The sequence below is a fragment of the Rhodococcus sp. NPDC058505 genome, from assembly GCF_042720095.1.
Classification (GTDB): domain Bacteria; phylum Actinomycetota; class Actinomycetes; order Mycobacteriales; family Mycobacteriaceae; genus Rhodococcus_G.
In genome coordinates this window covers 1-22,379 of the sequence record NZ_JBHXNB010000006.1, presented here as the reverse complement: position 1 = coordinate 22,379, position 22,379 = coordinate 1, and the positions used below count along the sequence as shown (strand labels likewise).

The 22,379-nt window shown below is 70.0% G+C and carries 18 protein-coding genes; 7 read left to right on the top strand and 11 right to left on the bottom strand.

What is annotated here, in order from left to right; genetic code table 11:
* Positions 1-303 precede the first annotated feature (303 nt).
* A complete protein-coding gene (locus ACFWPA_RS06650; RefSeq protein WP_378569880.1) occupies positions 304-585 on the top strand; it encodes an FmdB family zinc ribbon protein in 282 nt (93 codons plus the stop codon).
* A 26-nt stretch (positions 586-611) separates the two neighbouring features.
* The gene (fmdA, locus tag ACFWPA_RS06645) at positions 612-1,868 is read left to right on the top strand and encodes a formamidase (protein WP_378569879.1); all 1,257 of its coding nucleotides are present in this window, start codon (positions 612-614) and stop codon (positions 1,866-1,868) included.
* Positions 1,869-2,074: 206 nt separating this feature from the next.
* Here fmdA and ACFWPA_RS06640 read toward each other — a convergent pair whose 3' ends face one another.
* Positions 2,075-2,899, bottom strand: a complete 825-nt coding sequence (locus ACFWPA_RS06640; protein WP_378506140.1) for an ABC transporter permease — start codon at positions 2,897-2,899, stop codon at positions 2,075-2,077.
* Positions 2,896-3,891, bottom strand: coding sequence for an ABC transporter ATP-binding protein (locus ACFWPA_RS06635; RefSeq protein WP_378506139.1), 996 nt, complete (start codon positions 3,889-3,891; stop codon positions 2,896-2,898). The genes ACFWPA_RS06640 and ACFWPA_RS06635 overlap by 4 nt, the downstream gene beginning before the upstream one ends.
* Before the next feature lie 61 nt (positions 3,892-3,952).
* Between ACFWPA_RS06635 and ACFWPA_RS06630 the strand changes: the two genes are divergently transcribed.
* Positions 3,953-4,726, top strand: coding sequence for a TetR/AcrR family transcriptional regulator (locus ACFWPA_RS06630; protein ID WP_378506138.1), 774 nt, complete (start codon positions 3,953-3,955; stop codon positions 4,724-4,726).
* Positions 4,727-4,777: 51 nt separating this feature from the next.
* Positions 4,778-6,196: an acetate metabolism transcriptional regulator RamB gene (gene ramB / locus ACFWPA_RS06625; protein WP_378506137.1), complete on the top strand. Its 1,419-nt coding sequence runs from the start codon at positions 4,778-4,780 to the stop codon at positions 6,194-6,196.
* 4 nt (positions 6,197-6,200) lie between these two features.
* On the opposite strand, the gene ACFWPA_RS06620 is transcribed toward ramB, so the two are convergent.
* Positions 6,201-7,853: a hypothetical protein gene (locus ACFWPA_RS06620; RefSeq protein WP_378569878.1), complete on the bottom strand. Its 1,653-nt coding sequence runs from the start codon at positions 7,851-7,853 to the stop codon at positions 6,201-6,203.
* A gap of 227 nt (positions 7,854-8,080) precedes the next feature.
* On the opposite strand from ACFWPA_RS06620, the gene ACFWPA_RS06615 reads away from it, so the two are divergent.
* From ACFWPA_RS06615 to ACFWPA_RS06605, 3 genes are all read left to right on the top strand, one after another.
* The gene (locus tag ACFWPA_RS06615; RefSeq protein WP_378506135.1) at positions 8,081-8,944 is read left to right on the top strand and encodes an SDR family NAD(P)-dependent oxidoreductase; all 864 of its coding nucleotides are present in this window, start codon (positions 8,081-8,083) and stop codon (positions 8,942-8,944) included.
* Entirely contained in the window at positions 8,941-9,480 is a 540-nt protein-coding gene (locus ACFWPA_RS06610; RefSeq protein ID WP_378506134.1) for a carboxymuconolactone decarboxylase family protein, read from the top strand. The genes ACFWPA_RS06615 and ACFWPA_RS06610 overlap by 4 nt, the downstream gene beginning before the upstream one ends.
* A 171-nt stretch (positions 9,481-9,651) precedes the next feature.
* Entirely contained in the window at positions 9,652-11,160 is a 1,509-nt protein-coding gene (locus ACFWPA_RS06605) for an MFS transporter (protein ID WP_378569877.1), read from the top strand.
* Between the two features lie 122 nt (positions 11,161-11,282).
* Here ACFWPA_RS06605 and atzF read toward each other — a convergent pair whose 3' ends face one another.
* Genes atzF through urtA form a run of 8 tightly spaced genes read right to left on the bottom strand, consistent with a single transcriptional unit; the run spans position 11,283 to position 22,146 of the window.
* On the bottom strand, positions 11,283-13,004 hold the full coding sequence (atzF, locus tag ACFWPA_RS06600) for an allophanate hydrolase (protein ID WP_378569876.1): 1,722 nt from the start codon (positions 13,002-13,004) through the stop codon (positions 11,283-11,285).
* Between the two features lie 2 nt (positions 13,005-13,006).
* Complete coding sequence (gene uca / locus ACFWPA_RS06595) at positions 13,007-16,615, bottom strand: urea carboxylase (protein ID WP_378569875.1); 3,609 nt, start codon at positions 16,613-16,615, stop codon at positions 13,007-13,009.
* Between the two features lie 32 nt (positions 16,616-16,647).
* Complete coding sequence (locus ACFWPA_RS06590; RefSeq protein ID WP_378569924.1) at positions 16,648-17,361, bottom strand: GntR family transcriptional regulator; 714 nt, start codon at positions 17,359-17,361, stop codon at positions 16,648-16,650.
* Positions 17,358-18,050: an urea ABC transporter ATP-binding subunit UrtE gene (urtE, locus tag ACFWPA_RS06585; protein WP_378506130.1), complete on the bottom strand. Its 693-nt coding sequence runs from the start codon at positions 18,048-18,050 to the stop codon at positions 17,358-17,360. The genes ACFWPA_RS06590 and urtE overlap by 4 nt, the downstream gene beginning before the upstream one ends.
* 1 nt (position 18,051) lies before the next feature.
* Complete coding sequence (gene urtD, locus ACFWPA_RS06580; protein WP_378506129.1) at positions 18,052-18,855, bottom strand: urea ABC transporter ATP-binding protein UrtD; 804 nt, start codon at positions 18,853-18,855, stop codon at positions 18,052-18,054.
* The gene (gene urtC / locus ACFWPA_RS06575) at positions 18,852-19,964 is read right to left on the bottom strand and encodes an urea ABC transporter permease subunit UrtC (protein ID WP_378506128.1); all 1,113 of its coding nucleotides are present in this window, start codon (positions 19,962-19,964) and stop codon (positions 18,852-18,854) included. Before urtC ends, urtD begins: the two co-directional genes overlap by 4 nt.
* The gene (gene urtB, locus ACFWPA_RS06570; RefSeq protein WP_378506127.1) at positions 19,961-20,845 is read right to left on the bottom strand and encodes an urea ABC transporter permease subunit UrtB; all 885 of its coding nucleotides are present in this window, start codon (positions 20,843-20,845) and stop codon (positions 19,961-19,963) included. The genes urtC and urtB overlap by 4 nt, the downstream gene beginning before the upstream one ends.
* Before the next feature lie 41 nt (positions 20,846-20,886).
* Positions 20,887-22,146, bottom strand: a complete 1,260-nt coding sequence (gene urtA / locus ACFWPA_RS06565) for an urea ABC transporter substrate-binding protein (protein ID WP_378506126.1) — start codon at positions 22,144-22,146, stop codon at positions 20,887-20,889.
* Positions 22,147-22,379: the final 233 nt, after the last annotated feature.

The following is a 22,379-nucleotide window of genomic DNA, read 5'->3' as shown; positions in this document are numbered from 1 at the left end:
GTGGTCTGGTTTTGTTTTATAAGATAATGTAAAGTTACAGCAATTTTCAAACTCCCCCGGCGCCGGCGCCCCCGGCCCGGGGGGCCCGCGCGCCACCCGGGGTCCGCCCCGCCGCCCCCTTGCGCCACGACACTCACCGCCCCCGGAGGCCAACTGTGAGTGCAGTCACCGTCGGTGCGCCTTTGCAGGTCGGCGAACCCGGACTCCGCGGCGGCCCCGGCCGTGTCGCACCCCGCCTCGATCCGCGTCGACCGTTAGCGTGGCGTCCAACGTGCACCCCCGACGATCGCGGAGTGTGAGGCCATGCCGCTGTACGAATTCCGATGCCCCGACTGCGGACCGTTCGAGCAGTCCCACCCGATGACGGCCGTCCCCGCCGCGACCGGGTGCATCGAGTGCGACGGCCCGGCACCTCGCCGGGTCTCCGCGCCCCGCCTCGGGCACCTCAGGTCGCCCGAGATGGCGCTGCTCGACCGCACCGCACGCTCCGCCCACGAACCGGACACGGTGTCCGCGCCGCCGCCCCGCCGTCGCAGCACACCGATGTCGACGGACCCACGCCACCGGACACTGCCACGCCCGTAGAACCGTTCGTCGTTGGAAGGAGAACCATGCCCGAACTGCTGTTCCCGCTCGATTCCACGAAGAAGTTCACCGATCAGGCGATCGTCGGCCACAACCGGTGGCACCCGGACATTCCGGCCGCCGTCACCGTCAAACCGGGCGACTCATTCCGGGTGCACTGCCGGGAGTGGTTCGACGGCGCCATCCGCAACGACGATTCCGCCGACGACATCCGCGACGCCCCGCTGACCACCGTGCACACCCTGTCGGGACCGTTCGCGGTCGAGGGCGCCCGGCCGGGCGACCTGCTGATCGTCGACCTCCTCGACATCGGGCCGATCCCGCAGGAGGATGCCGGTCCGCTCGCCGGCCAGGGCTGGGGATACACCGGCATCTTCTCCCGCGGCAACGGTGGCGGCTTCCTCACCGAGCAGTTCCCGGACGCGTACAAGGCGGTCTGGGACTTCGCGGGCCAGACCGCGACCTCGCGGCATGTGCCGCACGTGAAGTTCACCGGCATCGTCCACCCCGGGTTGATGGGGACCGCGCCGTCGGCAGCGCTGCTGGCGAAGTGGAACGCGCGCGAGGGGGCCCTGATCGCCACCGACCCGGACCGGGTTCCGCCGTTGGCGCTTCCGCCCGAACCGAGGGACGCGGTGCTGGGGTCGCTGCCCGCAGGCGAGTTCGCTCGGGTCGCGGGCGAGGCGGCGCGCACGGCCCCGCCGCGGGAGAACGGCGGGAACCAGGACATCAAGAACCTCACCAAGGGCAGTCGTGTCTTCTATCCGGTGTTCGTGGACGGGGCGAACCTGTCGGTCGGCGACCTGCACTTCTCCCAGGGCGACGGGGAGATCACGTTCTGCGGCGCCATCGAGATGGGCGGCTTCATCGACCTGCGCGTCGATCTGATCAGGGGCGGGATGGACACCTACGGGGTCTCCGAGAACGCGATCTTCATGCCCGGCAACACCGACCCGCAGTATTCGGAGTGGTTGGCGTTCTCCGGGACGTCGGTGACCCTCGACGGCGAGCAACGCTACCTCGACTCGCACCTGTCGTACCAGCGGGCCTGCCTGCACGCGATCGACTACCTGACCAAGTTCGGATACAGCCCCGAGCAGGCGTACCTGCTGCTCGGGGCCGCCCCGATCGAGGGCAGACTGTCCGGCGTCGTGGACGTGCCGAACTCCTGCTCGACGGTGTACCTGCCGACCGCGATCTTCGACTTCCCGGTGGCGCCGTCCGCGGCCGGGCCGGTGCAGATCGACCCGGGCATCGGGGCGCCGCGTTCGGAAAACCGCTGACGGGTCCGCTTTCCGCACCCCGCAACACCCCTGTGCACACGGGGCCTCCAGCACGCACACCCCCACTGCACGCCCAACACCCCTGCGCACCCGCAACACCCCTGTGCACACGGGGCCTCCAGCACGCACACCCCCACTGCACGCCCAACACCCCTGCGCACGACGGAAAATCCGTGTGCACAGGGGTGTTGGGAGCGAACTCGGGATCAGATGGTGCGCTTGACCGCGCGGATCCCGACCCACAGCCCGACCGCACAGGTCACGGCCGCGGCGACGAATCCCCACGCGACGTCGGCGTCCCACATCGTTCCGGTGAACAGTGCCCGCTCGGCATCGACGATGTAGGTCAGCGGGTTCACCTTCGACACCGCCTGCATCCAGCCGGGCCCGGCCTCCAGCGGCAGCATCATGCCCGCAAGGAGCAGCAGCGGGAAGATCACCGACTGCTGCACACCCCAGAACACCCACTCCCGGTTCTTCGAGGCGAGACCGAGCGCGTAGGACAGCGCGCCGAGCCCGATCCCGAAGACACCGAGGATGAGCAGTCCGACGAGCACGTGCAGCGGGTAGAAGACCAGCCCGAACGGGATCGCGACGACGGTGATCAGCAGCGCCTGGGCGACGAGCGGCGCGAACTCCTTGAGCGCCCGCCCCACCAGGATCGAGGACCGGTCCAGTGGGGTCGCGAGGATCCGCTCGTACGCCCCGGTCATCAACTCGTACAGCAGGTTTCCGCCGACCATCCCGGTGCCGAAGATCGCGATCATCACGAGCACGCCGGGCAGGAACCACTGCAGCGCCGATTCGCCGTCGATGCCGCCCGCGCCGAGCATCCCGTCCAGCAGCGGCCCGAACAGGCCGAGGAACACCAGCGGCTGCAGCAGCGAGAAGATCAGTGTGAACGGGTCGCGCAGCACGACGAGGATCTCGCGGGTGAACACCGCCCCGGTGTCGTGGAACCACTTGCCCAGCCGCGAGCGTTCCGGAAGCGTCTCGGGCTCCGCCGCGATCCGGTTGATCACCTCGGTCATGCCGCCTCCTCGCGCAGGGACCGTCCGGTCAGGTTCAGGAACACGTCGTCGAGCGACGCGGGCTTGACGTCGGTGGACGCGACGGGCACGCCAGCCGAGTCGAGGGTCCGCAGCAGCGGCGGCACCAGTTCCGGACCGTTGTGGGTGGTGAGGGCGAGCCGCACCGCGCCGGTGTCGGTGACCGTCTCGGTGACGCCGGTGACGTCGGACGGGAGCACCGACCGCGCGGCGGCGACACCCTCACCCGCGGCCACCTCGATGGTCACGACGTCGTCGGCGAAGTCGCGTTTGAGCACCGCCGGAGTCGCGTCGGCGATGACGGTGCCGTTGTCGATCAACACGATCCGCTCGGCCATCGCGTCGGCCTCGTCGAGATAATGCGTGGTGAGGAGCAGCGTCATCGCGTTCTCCTCCCGCAGCCGCAGCACGTGCTCCCACAGGTTGGCCCGCGCGTGCGGGTCGAGGCCGGTGGTCGGCTCGTCGAGGAACAGCAACCGCGGGTGGTTCATCAGTCCCATCGCGACGTCGAGCCGTCTGCGCTGACCGCCGGACAGCGACTGCACCGTTCGCTTCTCCATCCCGGTGAGTTCGAGCGCCTCGAGCAGGTCGGCGGCGCGGCGGCGGGCGACCTCACCCGGCACCGAGTAGAACCGCGCCTGATTGCGCAGCTCGTCCCCCACCCGGTACGAGTAGCCGCCCGCGTTGCCCTGCCCGACGTATCCGATGCGGGCCCGGACCTCGGCCGGCCTGCGCACCACGTCACATCCCGCCACCTCCGCGGTGCCGGAGGTGGGGCTCAGCACCGAGGTGAGCATCCGCATCGTGGTGGACTTCCCGGCCCCATTCGGCCCGAGGAAGGCCACCAGTTCCCCCTGCTGGACGTCGAGGTCGATGCCCTTGACCGCCTCGACGGTCTCCTTCTTGCGACGAAAGGTCTTCGTGAGCCCCCTCGCCCGAATCGCGTTTTCCGTACGGCGTACCGATTCAGTCACGGGATTTACGGTACGCTGCACGAGAAATCCGTGCAAGGCAGTTTCCAGAGGAGATCCACCCGTGGGCGAGACCAACGAACCCGCCGCCGCGTCGCACGCCCCCGCGGACAACCGACGGTTCGCCGTCCTCTGGGCCCCGCCCGCGCCGACACCCCGGCGGGGTCGACCGGCCCGGGTGAACCGCGCCCAGGTGGTGGACGCCGCGGTCGGGGTTGCCGACGAGAAGGGCCTGGACGCGGTCTCGATGCGGTCGGTGGCCCGCGCGCTCGGCGTCGGCACGATGACGCTGTACTCGCACGTCCCGGCCCGCGAACACCTGGTCGACGCGATGATCGACCGCGCATACGCCGACTTTCCGCTCCCCGACCCGACGCTGACCTGGCGGCCGGCACTCGAGGCGTACGCGCACGGCCTCTTCACCCTGCTGCGGGCGCACCCCTGGCTCTTGACGGTGAACACCTGGCGAATGCCGTTGGCGCCACACGTCTTCGACGCGGAAGAGGCAGGCTACCGCATCCTCATCGACACCGGCCTGACCCCGCGCCAGGTGATCGAGACGGTCGCCATCGTGAACCAGGCGGTGTCCGGGTTCGCGCGCGGCGCCGCCGCGGAGGATGCCGACACCCGCGCGCAGGGTACGGACTACGAGACGTACTGGGCTCCCCAAAACGACTTCTGGACCAACACCTTCGACCCCGCCCGGTACCCGACGCTGACCCACCTGTGGACCGTCGGCGCGTTCGACGACGCCGCAACCCCGTTCGACCTGCGCATCGGCGCATTGCTCGACACGATCGAACTGCTCATCGACCGGATGGGCAGCACCAACAGCTAAGAGTGCAAACCCCTCCTTGCGAAGGTTGGGGGTACGTCCTAATCTCGTGGAATGTCCAAGACGTTCGTCGGTGCCCGCCTGCGTCAGCTGCGCACCGAACGCGGCATGAGCCAGGCCGCGCTCGCGAAGACGCTCGAGATCTCGGCGAGCTACCTCAACCAGATCGAGCACGACGTCCGCCCCCTGACGGTGCCGGTGCTGCTGCGGATCACCGAGGTCTTCGGTGTCGACGCCACCTTCTTCTCCTCCCAGGACGACACCCGCCTGATCGCCGAGCTGCGGGAGGTGGCCCTCGACCAGGAGATGGGGATCGACGCCGACCCGCAGGAGCTCGCCGAGATGGTGTCCGCGCACCCGTCCCTGGCTCGGGCGGTGGTGAACATGCACCGCCGCTACCGCAACACCACCGCGCAGCTCGCGGCGGCGACCGAGGACCGTTACAGCGACGGCAGTGGCTCCGGCTCGATCACCAAGCCGCACGAGGAGGTGCGGGACTACTTCTATCAGCGGCAGAACTATCTGCACGAACTCGACACCGCGGCAGAGGATCTCACCGCCCGCATGCGATTTCACCGCGGTGATGTCGCTGGCGAGATCGCCAACCGGTTGCAGGCCGTGCACGACGTGCAGATCGTGCAGCGCATCGACCTCGGGGAGGGGGTGCTGCACCGCTTCGATCCGCAGGCCCGGGTCCTGGAGATCTCCCCCCACCTGTCGGGCGGACAGAAGGTGTTCAAGTTCGCGGCCGAGCTCGCGTACCTCGAGTGCGGGGACCTGATCGAGAAGCTGGTCGACGAGGGAAATTTCACCTCCGATTCCTCCCGCTCCCTTGCGAAGCTCGGGTTGGCCAACTACTTCGCCGCAGCAACCGTGCTCCCGTACGGGCAGTTCCACGAGATCGCGGAGGACTTCCGATACGACATCGAGCGGCTCTCGGCGTTCTTCTCGCAGTCCTACGAGACGATCTGCCACCGCCTGTCCACCCTGCAACGCCCCAAGCTGCGCGGCGTTCCGTTCTCGTTCGTCCGGGTGGACCGGGCCGGAAACATGTCGAAGCGTCAGTCCGCCACCGGATTCCACTTCTCTTCCAGCGGCGGCACCTGCCCGCTGTGGAACGTGTACGAGTCGTTCGCGTACCCGGGCAAGATCATCACGCAGATCGCGAAGATGCCGGACGGCCGGAGCTACCTGTGGGTCGCCCGGACCGTCGAGCGCCGCGCGACCCGCTACGGGCAGCCGGGCAAGACGTTCGCGATCGGCCTCGGCTGCGAGCTGCGGCACGCCCACCGGACCGTCTACGCGGACGGCCTGAACATCGAATCCGATGCCGCGGCAACCCCTATCGGTGCGGGCTGCCGGGTCTGCGAGCGAATGAACTGCCCCCAGCGGGCGTTCCCTCCGCTCGGCAAGGAACTCGACATCAACGAGCACCGCAGCTCCGTCTCGCCGTACCTGATCGCCGGGACCTGAGCGGTCACCGACCGGGGGCCGGTCCGCGGGGCGGATCCGGATCCTCAAGCCCGGCCAGGGTCCCGACCTCCGTCCAGTCGCCGCGGGCTCGGGCCGCCGGGTAGCCGGGCCACGCGAGCACGCGCACGGTCCGGTCGGCGTCGACGGCGGTGACGGCCAGGCAGTCCGCCGATTCCCAGTGCACCGCACAGTGACTCGGCGGGATCCGGCCGACGTCCGTCCACCCACCCCAGGCACCGTCCGGTTGCCGCCTGCGGTGTCGCATCAGCCCGCCCTGCAATGCCGCGACAACAACCAGACCGAGGCGCTCGTGGGTCACCGCGCACGCGCCGACGCAGTCGCTGCCAACATCGGACCGGGCGGCTGCGCGGGGCACCCCGTCGTCCACCCACACCGTCAGGTGCCCGAGGTCCCCGCCGCCGGACAGCGTGAGCAGCTCGGCGCCGCCTCTCGTCGGCGTCACCACCACCGAGCGCGCCCGCCCGAGCCGACACCAATCGGCGTCCGCCACCCGGCCCGGGTCGACGACGGCGGCGACGACCTCATCGGATGGTGTGGTGCCGACGAGCAGGACACCCCCGTCCACCGCGCAGGCGTGCACCCCCGCCGGAAAGGGTCCGCCGAGTACCGGATCCGGCCCGGACGGTGCGTGCGCGTGCAGGAGGCCGTCCGGGGAGAGGTCCAGGCGGAGCGCGCCCCCGGGGGTATCGACCGTCGTGGAGCCGGTCACCCGGGTGTCGCGGGCGTCCGGCGCCCGGCGCAGCCGGATCCGGCGAAACACCTCCGGATCCGGCATCCACGTCCCCTCCGTGACGGACACCCGGGCCAGCACGGTCCCGGTGCCATCGGCGTTTCCGGCGGGGAGGGTAATCGGGATATCCGCCTCCGGAACCACACCGCGCAGCCCCGAGGCGACCGGCCCCAGGTCCGGGTGCAGGTCGACCCGCTCCCGGGACGCTCCGCCGTCGACCGCGATCCCGTCCCGCCCGATCCACAGGTGCCGGGGCGCCTTGGGAATGGTCACCTCGACCCCCCACCCGGCCGGCGCCCCGTTGGAGCGGACGGACACCTCCCGGACGCCGGTGTGCACGGTCCCGATGTACCGCGCCATGCCGCCCTCCGGGAGGATCCGGACCGTGTGCTCGGTGTCCTGATCCAGTCCCTCGAACCGCACCTGGTGCACGGTGCCCGCCTCGGTGCCTGCGAACCCGTGCTCGCGTCCCGCGGAGACGACCTCCACCCAGCAGGCCACCGGAACTGCGGTGCGCCAGCGCAGGTACACCAGGTCGGCACGGACGGCGACCCGGCTGATGTCGATCCGCTGCGCCGGTGTCACCGGGACCTGCGCCGACTCGAGGACCGTCGTCACCACCAGCGTCGCCAGCACCTGCCCCAGCGCCGACCGGAGCGTGAACGTGTGCGTCTGATTCAACTCGATCTCGCCGGTCACCGATCCCGACACCCCCGAGCCGAGCGCGACCTCGGGACCGCCGTCGATCCGCCGGGTGACCCGGCCCGGTGCCAGCGAAGCCGTGCTCCACCCGACCGTGACCTGCTTCGGTTCCCGCACGCCGCTCGCGGTGAACACGACGGGATTCTCGGCGGGGTCGATCGACAGCGTCGCCATCCGTTCCTTCCACGCACCGCGTCGGGTCACGACGCGCGCTCCACAGTGTTGGCGATCGCCGACCCGCGGTCAACAACACCCGGTCGGCCGCGCCGCCGTCCCCGCCCGGTGCCCCCCCCCGGCCGAGGAGGCGAACCGACCGCCCGTGTCCGGTTCGGCAGGAGAGGTGTCGATGTTGGTCCGGGCGGGCCGGATCCGGTGCTACGTTGCCTACCGGATGGTGGAAATCACCGGAAGCGACGGGGCGGAGGGCCGTGATGCCGCGAGACCTGCTGGACGCGCGGCTGTCCGGACGCCGGATCATCGTGACCGGCGCGGCCCGCAGCATCGGCGCCGCCCTCGCGCGACGACTGCACCGCGGCGGGGCCCGGGTCGCGCTCCTCGGACTCGAACCCGAACTGCTCGAGCAGGTCGCGGTCGCGTGCGGCCGGGCACCGTGGCGGTACTGCGATGTCCGGGACGCGGGCGCGGTCGAGACCGCCATCGGGGAGCTGGTCGCCGAGCTCGGCGGGCTCGACGTCGTGGTCGCGAATGCCGGTGTCGGTGCGCAACTTCCGATGATCGGCGGCGACACCGAGGTGATGCGGCAGACCGTTGACGTGAACCTGATGGGGACCTACCACACGCTGCGGGCGGCGGGTGAGCACCTCGGTCATCCCGGCGGTTACGCGTTGATCGTCACCTCCGGCGCCGCTGCCGTCCACCTGCCGTTGATCGGCGCCTACAGCGCCACCGCCGCCGCGGTGGAGGCGCTCGGCAACACGCTGCGGGTGGAGATGCGGCACCTCGGCGCCCGGGTGGGTGTCGGCTATCTCGGGGAGATCGACACCGAAATGATCAGCATCGGGTTCGACAGCGCCGCCGCGGACAAGATCCGGTGGTCGGGCATGTTCACCGCGGTGTCACCGCTGGAGACCGCGGTGTCCGCATTGGAAAGGGGAATTGTGTTGCGCCGCCGACGGATCTATGCACCGGGGTGGGTGGCCGGCCTGGTACACCTGCGCGTGCCCGCCCAGCGAGTGATCGACCTTCGCCGCCAGCCGAGAATGGCTGCGGCACTGTCGATCGCCCGCACCGAGCGGGCCCGGTTCACCACCGATCTCCCGGAGCGCACCCGGTGACCGCGCGGATCGCCCCCGGACGGCTACGCAGACTCGGTCCGCTGAACTGGATGGTGTGGCGGGTGGTCTCGCTCGCGTCGCGCACACCGGACGCCCAGGTGTTCAGCACCCTCGGCCGGGCCGGGGGCACCTACCGCGGGTGGCTGCACTTCGCGGGGACGGTGCTGCGCCCTGGCGGCCGGATCTCCCGCCACGAAACGGAACTGGTGATCCTGCGGATCGCCCACCTGCGCGGCTGCGACTACGAGATGGACCATCACATCCGGCTCGGGCGGCGCGCGGGCGTCACCGCCGAACTCCTCGCGCGGGTCCTGGTCGGCCCGGACGCGGACGGCTGGAGCGCCCGGCACCGCGCGATGCTCGTCGCGGTCGACGAGTTGGTCGCGACGAGGAACATCGCCGACAACGCCTGGGCGGCGCTGGCGGAGCACCTCGACGACCGGGGGATGATCGAGTTCGTCCTCCTCGTCGGCCAGTACGACATGCTCGCGACCACCATCGACACCCTGCGGATCGAGCGGGACACCTTCCACTGACTCCGGACGGGCGTACCGAGTGGTGCTCACACCGGATGCCTCCGGGGCAAGCCGGTGTGAGGATGCCAACGGATCCGGCCAGTGGGTTGGCGGCGCCGATGCGAACGCGGCTACCGTGGCTTCTTTCGGCCGTGACAGTCGTCCGCGCCACCGATCGGTAGGAACTCTTCGATGTCCACTGAGGTTCAGGACACCTCGCGCCCGGCCGCGGCCCCACACGAGAACCCCAATCACGACCGCCGCTGGCTGGTGCTGTGCATCGTGGCGCTCGCCCAGCTGACGGTGGTGCTCGACAGCACCATCGTGTCGATCGCCCTTCCCGAGGCGCAGCACGCACTCGGCATCTCCGACTCCGACCGACACTGGGTGGTCACCGCGTACGCGCTCGCGTTCGGCGCGTTGCTGCTTCTCGGCGGCCGGATTGCCGACTTCTGGGGCCGGAAGCGCTCGTTCATGGTCGGTATGATCGGGTTCGCGGTCGCATCCGCGATCGGCGGCATCGCGCAGAACGGCATCCAACTGTTCGCCGCCCGCGCCGGCCAGGGCGTGTTCGCCGCGCTGCTCGCGCCGGCAGCGCTGGCGATCCTGACCACCACCTTCATCGGGGAGAAGGAGCGGGCCAAGGCCTTTGCCGTGTTCGGCGCGATCTCCGGCGGCGGCGCCGCAATCGGCCTGCTTCTCGGCGGCCTGCTCACCCAGTACGTCGACTGGCGCTGGTGCCTGCTGGTGAACGTCCCGATCGCGATCTTCGCGCTCGCCGTCACCGCGCCGATCGTGCGGGAGACGAAGGCGCACGGCGACACCCGCTACGACCTGCCCGGCACCGTCCTGGTCGCGGTCGGGCTCGGCTCCCTCGTCTACGGGTTCACCCAGGCCGAGAAGCACGGCTGGTCCTCGTCGCAGACAATCGGCTTCATCGCGCTCGGGCTGGTGGCGCTCGTGGTGTTTGTGGTCGTCGAGAAGCGGTCCGCGAATCCGCTGCTGCCGATGTCGGTTCCGTGGCACCGCAATCGCGGGCCCAGCTTCCTCGCCTCGGTGATGGTCGGCGCTGCGCTGCTCGGCGGCACCCTGTACCTGACGTTCTACCTGCAGATCGTGCTCGGCTACAGCCCGTTCGTCTCCGGTGTTGCGTCGCTGCCGCTGTCGGTCGCCATCACGATCGCGGCGGCAGTCGCGGCGCAGCTGAGTACCGGGGTCGGCCCGAAGCTTCCGATGACGACGGGCCCCGTCGTCGCGGCCGCCGGGTTGCTGCTGCTCTCCCGGATCGAGGTGCACAGCTCGTACTGGACCGCGGTGCTGCCGGGACTGCTGGTCCTGGGGGCCGGTCTCGGCCTGCTGATGGTCCCGATGCAGAACCTGGCCCTGGTCGGGGTCCGTGACCACGACGCGGGCGCGGCGAGCGCACTCGTCAACGCCACCATGCAGATCGGTGGGGCGCTCGGGACCGCCCTGTTCACCACGATCTACGTGTCCGCGAAGACCGTGTTCGCGGCGGACTCCCCGGCGTCCACCGATCCCGGCGCGCTGCGGGAGGTCGCCCTCGGCGCCGAGGTCGCCGGGTACAGCCAGGTGTTCGTCTGGGCCGCGGCGCTCCTGCTGGTCATCGCGCCGATCGTGGCGATCCTGGTGCGTGCCACGAAGTCCGACCTGCCCGACACGGCTCCGGTCGGGGTGCACTAAGTCGCGTCGCCTTCCGTGCGGTGATCGCGGCGCGCACACCCGACCACGAGGTTGACGCCCGCGATCGGCGGTGTCCCCGGACGTGCGCCATCCGTGACACACCGCGCGCCCGCGGCGCCCGCCTACGCCGTCCGGTACGCCACCCAGCCGCCGTGGTCGGTGATGTCGGTGGCGCCGTCGACGGCATCGTGGGTGCAGCCGAACCCGACGACGCTGCGGCCGTCGGACAGTTCGACCGCGGTCAGCGTCATCGGCGCGGGCAGCGCCGCGAGGAAGCGGCCGAGTCCGGCGTGCGACACCCGGAACACCTCCCCGACGATCGGTGATCCGAGGCCGGCGCCGCGACGCACCAGTCCCGGTTTCGGCGGGACCGTGTCCAGCGCGTACAGCCGGTAGGCGTCGGTGGTGACCGTCTCCCCCTCGAACCGGGCGCCGATCTCCTCGAGCTGGAAGTGCAGTGCCTGCCCCCGCAGATGCGCACCGAACACCGCGAGCTCCGCGCCGCCCTCGACGAGCGTCGGGGCGTCTACCGCGGCGAGCCGGGCGGCCAGGTCGACCGCCACCTGATCGCCGAAGGCGGGCACCACGACCATCACCCCGAACGGATTTCCCTGCGCGGTCGGCGTTCCCGGCACCGCGACCGCAGCCATGTCGAGCAGGTTGCAGAAGTTGGTGTACGTCCCCATCCGCCGATTGATCGCGATCGGGTCGGCCTGAACCGCGGCGATGGTGGGGTGCTCGGTGGTGGTCGGCAACAGCAGGGCATCGCACCCGGCGAGGGTCGCCGCCGCGGTCGCCTTGGCCCGCACCAGCGCGTCCTGGTCCGCGACCAGCTCGTGTGCCGCAGGCGTTTTCGCGGCGGCAACGATGGCGGCGACGGTGGGATCCGCCCCGGCGGGTCCGGCCCCGAGGAAGGTCCCGATCGCCGCGTATCGCTCGGCGACGACGGCGCCGTCGTAGAGCAGGCGGGCCGCCTCGAGCAACCCGGAGATGTCGACGGAGCGGGTCTCCACGCCGGTGGCCTCCAGCCCGGCGACGGTGGCAGAGAAGGCGGCGAGGTACTCGGGGCACAGGTCGGCGAGATCCTCGATCCGCGGCACCGCGACGACCGGCGCGGCGGGAGCGGCAAGGCGCACATCGGCGGGCCACACCCGGCTGCGGGGATCCCGTGGCTCTGCTCCCACCATGATGCGGGCTGCGGTGGCCGCACCGCCCAGGTCCGGGGCGAGGACGGTGAGGCAGTCGTAGTCGATGCAGGCGGGCACCACACCGTGCGTGGGGATCACCCCGAGCGTCAGCTTCAGCCCGACGATGCCGTGCAGCGCGGCGGGCACCCGGCCCGATCCCGCGGTGTCGGTGCCGATCCCGATGTCGGCGATGCCGAGCGCGACCGCGACCGCGGACCCCGAGCTCGACCCCCCGGAGACGCGGTCGGGGTCCCAGCCGCACCGCACCGCGCCGTACGGACTGCGGGTGCCGACCAGCCCGGTCGCGAACTGGTCCAGGTTGGTCTTGCCGAGCACCACCGCGCCCTGCGCGACCAGTCGCGCCACACCGCTCGCGGTGACCGTTGCCGGATAGGAGAAGTCGGGGCACGCCGCGGTGGTCGGCAGCCCGGCGACGTCGACGTTGTCCTTGACCGCGAGGAGCAGCCCCGCGAGCGGAAGCCGCTCCCCCGCGGCCACCCGTGCCTCAACGTCACGCGCGTCGGCGAGCACGTCCTCCTTCTCCCGCAGGGTGATCCACACCTCGGGTCGATGGACCTCGGCGATCCGGAGGAACGCTCGCTCGACCCGGTCGGTGGGCGTGGGGGCGTCGCTGACCGGAGTCGTGACCGTGCTCATGTTCATGCGGCTCCCATCACGACGAGCGGGGTACCGGGCTGCACCTTCGCGCCCGGTTCGACGAGTACCTCAAGGACCCGGCCTGCGCGCGGGAACGTCACGGGCATCTCGAGTTTCATCGCTTCGAGAATCACCGCGTCCTGGCCGGACTCGACGGTGTGCCCCGGCTCGACCTCGACCCGCCACACGGTGCCCACCATCGGGGCCTCGACCGCGATCGCCCCCGGCGGCAGCACGATCTCGGTGGGAAGCTCCGGCTCGGGCGCCGCTGCCTCGACGCGGTCGAACTCCCCGGACTCGTGCCAGGCCCGCTTCTCCGCATCGAACGCCACGGACTGACGGGCATTGAACGCGGCGATGGAGTCTGCATTGTCCGCGAGGAAACGGAGATGATCGGCGAGCGCGAAGGTGCCGTCGGTGATCTCGGCGTTGAATCGGCCCGCGCGCGCCTGCGCCCGATACTCCGTCAGCTGGTCGGGGGTGACCGGTTCCCAGACGATCCGGTCGAAGAACCGGAACAGCCACGGCTTGCCCTGCTCGAACGGCCCCTGCTGACGGTATCCGGACCAGATCGGCACGGTCCGTCCGACCAGTTGATAGCCGCCGGGCGATTCCATCCCGTAGACGCAGAGGTACTTGCCGCCGATCCCGACCGCGTCGGACGGAGTCCAGGTGCGGGCCGGGTTGTACTTGGTGGTGGCCAGCCGATGCCGAGGATCGAGCGGAACCGCGAGCGGCGCACCGAGATACACGTCACCGAGCCCAAGCACCAGGTACTCGGCGTCGAAGACGGCGTCCCGCACCTCGTCGACCGAGTCGAGACCGTTGATCCGCCGGATGAACTCGATGTTCGACGGCAGCCACGGCGCGGTGTCGCGGACGCCGGCGCGGTACCGGTCGATCGCCTCGGCGATCGACGGGTCGTCAAACGAGAGCGGCAACCGGACGGTGCGACTGGGTACCACCAGGTCCGCGGTCGCGGGCAGCAGGTCCTCGATGTCCTGGAGCACGTCGAGCAGGCGGCCCGCGGGCAGCAGGTCGGGGTCAAAATGCAGGTGCAGGGACCGCACCCCGGGCGTGACATCGATCAGCCCGCGAAGCCTGCGCTCGGCGAGCGCCTCGGATAGCGCGTGCACCCGCATCCGCAGCCCCAGGCCGAGTTCCATTGCGCCGTACTCAATCAGAATGTTGTCGTCACCGCCGCGCAGGTAGGCCACCGCGGGGCGGTCCAGGATCGCGTCGCGGCGCCCGAGAATGCCGCCGTCGGAGGTGCATGATCGGGCATCGGACGGTGGAAGAGTCGCCGCCCGAAGCAAATTCGATGAGCGCAGCCGCGCGGCCGCGGCATCGGTGACCGGGACGAACCGCACCGCGTCGCCGGGCCGGATCTGCCCCAGCTTCCAGCGGTGCGCGCTGGTGACGGTCAGCGGGCAGGCGAAACCGCCGAGGCTGGGCCCGTCCGGGCCGAGCAGGATCGGGGTATCGCCGGACACGTTCAGCGCGCCGACGCTGTACGGGTTGTCGTGCAGATTCGACGGATGCAGGCCTGCGTCGCCGCCGTCGGTGCGTGACCAGCGCGGCTTCGGGCCCTCCAGCCGGATGCCGGTCCGGTTAGCGTGCGCCGCCACCATCCAGGTGGTGTCGTAAAACTGCGCCATGTCCTCGGCCGTGAAGTACGACGGGGACGGCTGCGGGCCCTCCGTCACCGCGAGATGCCAAGTGTGCGCGAACACCGGACGGTCGGCGGCCGGGACCGGCGCGGGAGCGGTACCGCCGTCTGCCTGCCCCAGACTCAGCACATCCCCGGTGGCAAGGGCGCGTCCGGTCGGCCCGCCGAAGCCGCCGAGAGTGAACGTCGATGCGCTGCCGAGGTAGGTCGGCGCGGCCACCCCGCCGCGGATCGCGAGATAGGTGCGCAGTCCGTCATCCTCGGGACCGCCGATGTCGAGCACACCCCCGGCCGGGACCGTCACCGGTTCCCACATCGGCACCGGTGCCCCGTTCACGGTGACCGGCGCAGGCGCGCCGCCAACACACACCACCGTCTGCTCCGCGAACTCCAACCGCGGTCCCTGCAGGGTGCATTCGAGCCCGGCGGCGTCGGCGGCGTTGCCGACCGCGGCGGTGACGAGCGTGAACGACAGATCGTCCATCGGGCCGGACGGGGGGATCCCGACCTCCCAATAGCCGAGCCGGCCGGGGTGGTCCTGGACGGTCGTCATCGTCCCGGCCCGGAGCACGTCGACGCGAGCGCCGCCGACCGTCAGGTCGGCAAGGGTTCCGGTGGTGTGGTCACCCGCCAGCACCGCAGGCAGTTCCGAGATCGCTCGTAGGTGTGTCAGATTCGTGGCAATGCCGTACAGCGCGGTCTCGTCGAGGGCCGCGCCGAGCGCCGTGAAGGCGGCCGCCCTGGTGCCCGCGGAGGTGATCACCTTGGCGATCATCGGATCGTAGTGCTCACTGACCTCGGTGCCGGTCTCCACCCAGGTCTCCACCCGGGTGTGGGCGGGGAACTCGACACCGGTCAGCAGGCCAGCGGACGGCCGGTAGCCACGGCCCGGATCCTCCGCGTACACGCGAGCCTCGACGGCATGGCCGCGGATCGCGGGCCCGGTGTCGGGCAGCGCGTCCAGCATCGACGAGTCGCCGCCCGCCAGTCGCAGCATCCAGTCGACGAGGTCGACGCCGGTCACCTCCTCGGTCACCGGGTGCTCGACCTGCAACCGGGTGTTCATCTCCAGGAACGACGCCGCACCGCGGTCCACGTCGTAGACGAACTCAACGGTGCCCGCCGACCGGTAGCCGACCGACGACGCCAGCGCCCGTGACGACGAGAGCATCTGCTCGACAACCGAATCCGACAGCCCGACGGCGGGGGCCTCCTCGATGACCTTCTGGTTGCGGCGCTGAAGCGAGCAGTCCCTGGTCCCGAGGCTCAGGGTGCGGCCGACGCCGTCACCGAACACCTGGACCTCGACGTGCCTGGCCCTGGCGACGAACCGTTCGAGGAACACCCCGGATGAGGAGAAGTTCGCGGCGGCGAGCCGCTGCACCCGGTCATAGGCGCCGCGGAGGTCCGCCGCGTCGACGCAGGCCTGCATCCCGATGCCGCCGCCGCCACCGACGGCCTTAAGCATCACCGGGTAGCCGATCTCCTCGGCCGCGGCGACCGCGTCGGCGACGGTGTCGAGCAGGCCGCTGCCCGCGACCAACGGCACCCCGACGGCACGGGCCGCCTCCCGTGCGGAGTGCTTGTTGCCGAACACCCGCAGCTGCTGCGGGGTCGGACCGACGAAGGCGATCCCGGCGGCCTCGACGGCCGCGGCGAACTCGTCGTTCTCCGAAAGAAATCCGTAGCCCGGATGAATCGCGCCCGCTCCCGACGTGTACGCGGCCTCGATCACCGCATCCGCACGCAGGTACGACTGGGCGGCGGGCGCCGGACCGAGGCGCACCGCAACGTCCGCCATCTCGACGTGGGCGGCCGACGCGTCCGCATCGGAGTACACCGCGACCGTCTTGAGTCCGAGCAGATGCGCAGACCGCATGATGCGGCAGGCGATCTCACCTCGATTTGCGACGAGGAGGGTGTCGAACGAGAGGGTGGTCATTGTCTTTCCGCCTTTCGTGGGGCACGTCCCGGTCAGTCGCGGACGGCGCTGGCCATCCGCGCCATTGCGCGCGCCTGCTGGGCGCGGTCGATGACGACCGCGCGGGATTCGTCGATGTGGGAGAGCAGGGCGTCGTGCGCCCGCTGCAGTTGTCCGTCGAGGATCAGTTCGGCGACCGTGATGTGTTCGGAGACGGTCGCGCTCATCCGATCCGGGGTCAGGTAGTCGAACATCCGCACCGGGCGCACCCGCGCGTTCACGCCGGCCAGTGCGTCGCTGAGCGCCCGGTTGCCCGCCGCGGCGAGCAGGGTGGTGTGGAATCGTTCGTCGAGGGCGACGAAGCCGGCGTCCGGTTCCGGGGTCTCGTCTCGCAGCGCGTACCACCGCGCCAGCTCGGGACCGAGAACCTCCGGGTCGTGCCGATCGCCGGAACCGTCGAGGATCCGGCGAATACCCCGGACCTCCAGGGTGATCCGCAGCTCGTACAGGTCCGCAAGGTCCTCGAGCCGCGGCCGGTACGGGAACAGGCCCCGCACGTCACGTTGGACGAGGCCGTCCGCCTGCAGCCGGAGCAGGGCCTCGCGGACCGGGGTCCGCGAGACGCCGTACATCTCGGCGAGTCGTTCCTCGCTGAGCCGCTCGGCCGGGCCGATCCGCCCGCTCATCAGGTCGGCGCGCAGTGCGCGATAGACCTGCTCGCGTCGGGAACCGGTCGGTCCGGCCTCGGATGTCGCCGCCACGGTCAGATCGCCATCGCGGCGCGGACCGCGTCGCCGGAATCGGCGCCACCCCGCCCGGTGGAGGTGACGTGGCCCGCGGCGAGGACGCTGTAGTGCTGCGCCGCCTGCAGGGCAAAGCCGATGTGCTGCTCGACGAGCAGCACGCTCAGGTCCCCGCGCCGGGTCAGGTCGATGACGGTGCGTTCGATCTCCGCGACGACGTTGGGCTGAATGCCCTCCGTCGGTTCGTCCAGAATCAGCACCCGAGGCTCGGTGATCAGCGCCCTGGCGATCGCGAGTTGCTGACGTTGCCCCCCGGAGAGCAGGCCCGCGCGGCGGTCGAGCAGGCCGGCCAACGCCGGGAACAGGTCCAGTGCCTCCGCGATCAGTGCCCGCCCCCGTCTGCGGCCGTCGGCGACGACCTGCAGATTCTCGGCACAGGTCAGCTGGCCGAAGGACTGCTGCCCCTGCGGCACGTAGGCGAGTCCCCGTGCAACGCGGGCGCTTGGCCGCAGTCCGGTGATGTCCTCGCCGCCGAGCAGGATCCTCCCGGCCGACGCCTTGACCAGCCCGACGGCCGCCCGCAGCAGCGTGGTCTTGCCTGCCCCGTTGTGCCCCAGCACCGCGGCGACCCCACCCTCCGGGACCGTAAGCGACACTCCGTGCACGACCTCGGTGCGGCCGTATCCGGCACGGACATCGACGAATTCGAGCATCTCACTCCCCCTTCTCATGGTGTGCGGCGCCGAGGTAGACCGCCTGCACCTTCGGGTCCGCCTGCACCTGCGCGACGGTCCCCTCGGACAGCACCTTCCCGGCAGCGAGCACGGTCACCGAGGTCGCGAACGAGCGCATGAAGTCCATGTCGTGTTCGACGACGACGACGGTCCGCGCACCACCGATGCGGCGCAGCAGCTGTCCGGTCTCCTCGCGTTCCTCGAGGCTCATGCCCGCGACGGGCTCGTCGAGCAGCAGTACGTCGGCGTTCTGGACGAGCAGCATCCCGATCTCGAGCCACTGCTTCTGCCCGTGGGCGAGGATCCCGGCGGGGGTGTCGCGTTGCGCGGTCAGCCCGATCGTCTCGAGCGCCTCCTCGACCTCCGGAAGCACCTGCCCGCGGCGGCGCAGCAGGGTCCAGGCGGACCGCCGGGCACCCGCCGCGATGTCGAGGTTCTGTAGCACCGACAGGTCCTCGAACACGCTCGCGGTCTGGAAGGTGCGGCCGACCCCGAGCCGGGCGATGTGGTGCACCTTCTTTCCGATCAGTTCGACCCCGGACTTGGTCGCCGACCCGGTCGCCGGGACCAACCCGGTGATCGCGTCGACCAGGGTGGTCTTGCCCGCGCCGTTGGGGCCGATCAGGAACCGCAGGTCGCCCTGCAGCAGCGTCAGGTCCACCCCGTCGACGGCGGTGAACCCGTCGAAGGTGACGGTGAGTCCGCGCACCTCGAGGTACTCGCTGGACATGCCCGCGTTGCCACCGGGCTCGGGAGTCCGTGCTTCGGACAGGATCTCGGTCATGACGGCACCTTCACGGGTTCGGGCATCGCCGCGGGGGCGGGTGCGTCGGGCTCGGCCGAGGGTGGATCGACGCGCCGGCGCCGCAGCAGCGTTGCCAGGCCGGCGACACCGGCCGGGAAGAATCCGACGACCACGATGAACAGCAGTCCCTGCGCGTACGTCCAGCCGGACGGGAACGACTCGGAGAACACGGACTGCGCCAACGCGACCCCGATCGCGCCGAGCACCGGGCCGAGCAGGGTGCCGCGGCCGCCGATCGCGACGCCGATCAGAAACGCCAGCGACGGAACGATTCCGACGTCCGCCGGGGAGATGATCCCGACGATCGGTACGAACAGCGCACCCGCGATGCCCGCGAGGAACGCGGCGACCACGTAGGCGACGAGTTTGATGTTGGCCGGGTCGTAGCCGAGGAACCGGACCCGCTCCTCCTGGTCCCGCACCGCGACGAGGAGTTCCCCGTAGCGCGAGCGCATCAGCTGCCGGATCAACGCAACCGACAGCAGCAGCACTCCTGCGGCGATGAAGAACAGCATTCGCTTGTTCACCGGGTCGGCGAGGTTGAACCCGAAGAAGGTGCGAAACCGGTTGAGCCCGTTGCTGCCTCCGATGGATTGCTGCCCGATCAGCAGGATCGCGAATGCCGCGGCGAGAGCCTGGGACAGGATCGCGAAGTAGGCGCCCTTGACCCGGCGTTTGAACACCCCGAGGCCGAGCACCAGCGCCACCAACCCCGGTAGCACCAGCACCGCGAGAATCGCGACGATCGGCGATGCGAACGGCTGCCAGTAGCCGGGCAGCTCGGTGATGCCCGCGATCCGCATGAAGTCCGGCACATCCTGACCCGTCAGCTGCGCGTCCGCGATCTTCAGGTGCATCGCCATCGCGTATGCACCGATGCCAAAGAACACGCCCTGACCGAGGGTGAGCATTCCACCGCGGCCCCAGGCCAATCCGATTCCGGCGGCGACGATCGCGAAACACAGGAACTTGCCGAGCAGGCCGAGCCGGAAGTCGGACAGGACCGCGGGCGCCACCGCGAACAGCAGCACCGCCGCGACCGCGAAACCGCCCCACACCCGCAGCCGGGGATGTGTCAGGACACTCATACCAGGCTCCTCGTCTTGACGGCGAACAGGCCTTGGGGGCGGACCTGCAGGAAGATCACGATGACGACGAAGACGATCACCTTCGCGATCGAGGCGGTCGTCGAGTACTCGACGAACGAGTTCAGGATCCCGAGGGCGAACGCGGCGATCACCGCCCCCTTCATCTGTCCGAGCCCACCGACGACCACGACCAGGAACGCGTCGATCAGGTAGCTCTGCCCGATCGTCGGGCTGGTCGACCCGATCAGAGTGAGGGCAACGCCGGCGACACCCGCAAGCCCGGACCCGATGAAGAAGGTGGTGACATCGGTGCGGCGCGAGGAGATTCCGCTGGTCTCGGCGAGATCCCGGTTCTGCACCACGGCGCGGATCCGACGTCCCATCGCCGACCGTTTGAGGGCAACCGCGACGGCGGCGACCGCGACCACCGCGAGCACCAGGATGAAGATCCGGGTCTTCGGCACCACCGCGCCGAGGATCTCCACGCCACCCGAGAGCCACGGCGGCGCAACAACGTTCACCGCCGGTGCCCCGAAGATGTCGCGCGCCAGCTGCTGCAGCACCAGACCGACACCGAACGTCACCAGCAGGGTGTCGAGCGGCCGGTGGTACATCCGCTGAACCAGCGTCACCTCCAGCAGCACACCCATCAGACCGCCGACGACGAAGCCGACAAGCAGGGACACCAGCAGGGACCCGGTCGCGCTCGAGATCACCTGCTGCACGACGTATGCCGTGTAGCTACCCGCCATGATGAACTCGCCGTGGGCCATGTTGATCACGCCCATCTGGCCGAACGTCAACGACAGTCCCAGCGCGGCCAGCAACAGGATCGACCCGATGCTCAGGCCCGTGAACAACTGCCCGATCACGACGTCCACGTGCGTACCTCCTCCCTCACCGATCGGTTTCGTCGCGTCGTCTACTGCTTCGCCATGCCCTCGGCCCACGGGTAGGACTCGAGGTACGGGTCGGGCACGATCGGCTGACCGGAGTCCCAGATGGTGTGGATCAGTCCGTCACCGCGGATCTCGCCGATCCGGGCGGTCTTGGTGATGTGGTGGTTGGAGCCGTCGATGGTGACGGTGCCCTCTGGGGCGGCGAAGCTGACGCCGTCGGCGTTGGCCTGGATGTCCGCGACCGCGAACGAGTTCGCCTTCTCGACGGTGTTCTTCCACAGGTAGACCGAGGTGTACGCGGCCTCCATCGGGTCGGAGGTGGGCTTGTCCTGGCCGTACTTCGCCTTGTACGCCGCGACGAACGCCGTGTTCTCCGGGCTGTCAACGGTCTGGTAGTAGTTCCACGCCGTCAACTGGCCCTCGACGTTCGCCACCCCGATGCCGCCGATCTCCTCCTCGGCGATCGAGACGGACACCACCGGCATCTGCTGCGGGGTGAGGCCGACGTTCTTGTACTCGCGGAAGAACGCGACGTTGGAGTCGCCGTTGAGGGTGTTGAAGACGGCGTCCGCGTCGGCGGTGCGAACCTTGTTGACGATGGTGGAGAAGTCGGTGGAGCCGAGCGGCGTGTAGTCCTCGCCCTTGACCTCCATGCCGTTGGCCGCGGCGTAGGCCTTGATGATCCGGTTCGCGGTCTGCGGGAAGACGTAGTCGCTGCCGACCAGGTAGAGGGACGTGACGCCCTTCTCCTTGAGGTAGTCGAGCGCCGGGATGATCTGCTGGTTGGTGGTGGCACCGGTGTAGAAGATGTTCTTCGAGTCCTCGAGGCCCTCGTACTGCACCGGGTAGTACAGCAGCGCGTTGCGGTCCTCGAACACCGGCAGCATCGCCTTGCGGCTCGATGACGTCCAGCCACCGAAAACCGCTGCGACACAGTCGCTGCTGATCAACTTCTCGGCCTTCTCCGCGAACACCGTCGGCTCGGAGGCGCCGTCCTCGCCGACGACCTGGATCTGCTTGCCGAGCACGCCGCCCGCGTTGTTGATCTGTTCGACTGCGAGCGCGATCGAATCACGCACGGTCACTTCGGAGATCGCCATCGTGCCGGACAGCGAGTTGAGTGAACCGACCTTGACGGTGTCCCCGCTGGTGTCGACGCAGGACGCGGCCGCGGAGTCGCCGGCAGCGGTGTCCGAGGCCTTGCTGCCGCATCCGGTGAGGACCAGGCCGAGGGCGGCGACGGCGGCGGGCGCGGCGAGGGCGCGCTTCGAGAGGTGACGCATGGGCGGGCCTTTCGGTCGAGGAACGTGCGGGGCGAGACGGGCCAGTGAATCCGGTATCCGGCCGCTGTATACGGCCCGGTATCCGTTGGATGCAGACAGTAGGCGGAAGTTGTTGCGCCGGAATGTCTGTCGGTCACCAGCTGGTTTCGCACGTTGCGTCGACGTGAAGATGCCCTCACTCCCCCGATCGGGAGTGGTGAGAAACGGCGAAGGGCGCCCGACCGGAATGGTCG

Coding starts and splice junctions, on each gene's coding strand:
- fmdA (WP_378569879.1), top strand. CDS start 612: ATGCCCGAACTGCTGTTCCCGCTCGATTCCACGAAGAAGTTCACCGAT.
- urtD (WP_378506129.1), bottom strand. CDS start 18,855: ATGACCGAGATCCTGTCCGAAGCACGGACTCCCGAGCCCGGTGGCAAC.
- ACFWPA_RS06605 (WP_378569877.1), top strand. CDS start 9,652: ATGTCCACTGAGGTTCAGGACACCTCGCGCCCGGCCGCGGCCCCACAC.
- ACFWPA_RS06640 (WP_378506140.1), bottom strand. CDS start 2,899: ATGACCGAGGTGATCAACCGGATCGCGGCGGAGCCCGAGACGCTTCCG.
- atzF (WP_378569876.1), bottom strand. CDS start 13,004: ATGAGCACGGTCACGACTCCGGTCAGCGACGCCCCCACGCCCACCGAC.
- ramB (WP_378506137.1), top strand. CDS start 4,778: ATGTCCAAGACGTTCGTCGGTGCCCGCCTGCGTCAGCTGCGCACCGAA.
- uca (WP_378569875.1), bottom strand. CDS start 16,615: ATGACCACCCTCTCGTTCGACACCCTCCTCGTCGCAAATCGAGGTGAG.
- ACFWPA_RS06650 (WP_378569880.1), top strand. CDS start 304: ATGCCGCTGTACGAATTCCGATGCCCCGACTGCGGACCGTTCGAGCAG.
- urtA (WP_378506126.1), bottom strand. CDS start 22,146: ATGCGTCACCTCTCGAAGCGCGCCCTCGCCGCGCCCGCCGCCGTCGCC.
- ACFWPA_RS06615 (WP_378506135.1), top strand. CDS start 8,081: ATGCCGCGAGACCTGCTGGACGCGCGGCTGTCCGGACGCCGGATCATC.
- urtE (WP_378506130.1), bottom strand. CDS start 18,050: ATGCTCGAATTCGTCGATGTCCGTGCCGGATACGGCCGCACCGAGGTC.
- urtC (WP_378506128.1), bottom strand. CDS start 19,964: ATGAGTGTCCTGACACATCCCCGGCTGCGGGTGTGGGGCGGTTTCGCG.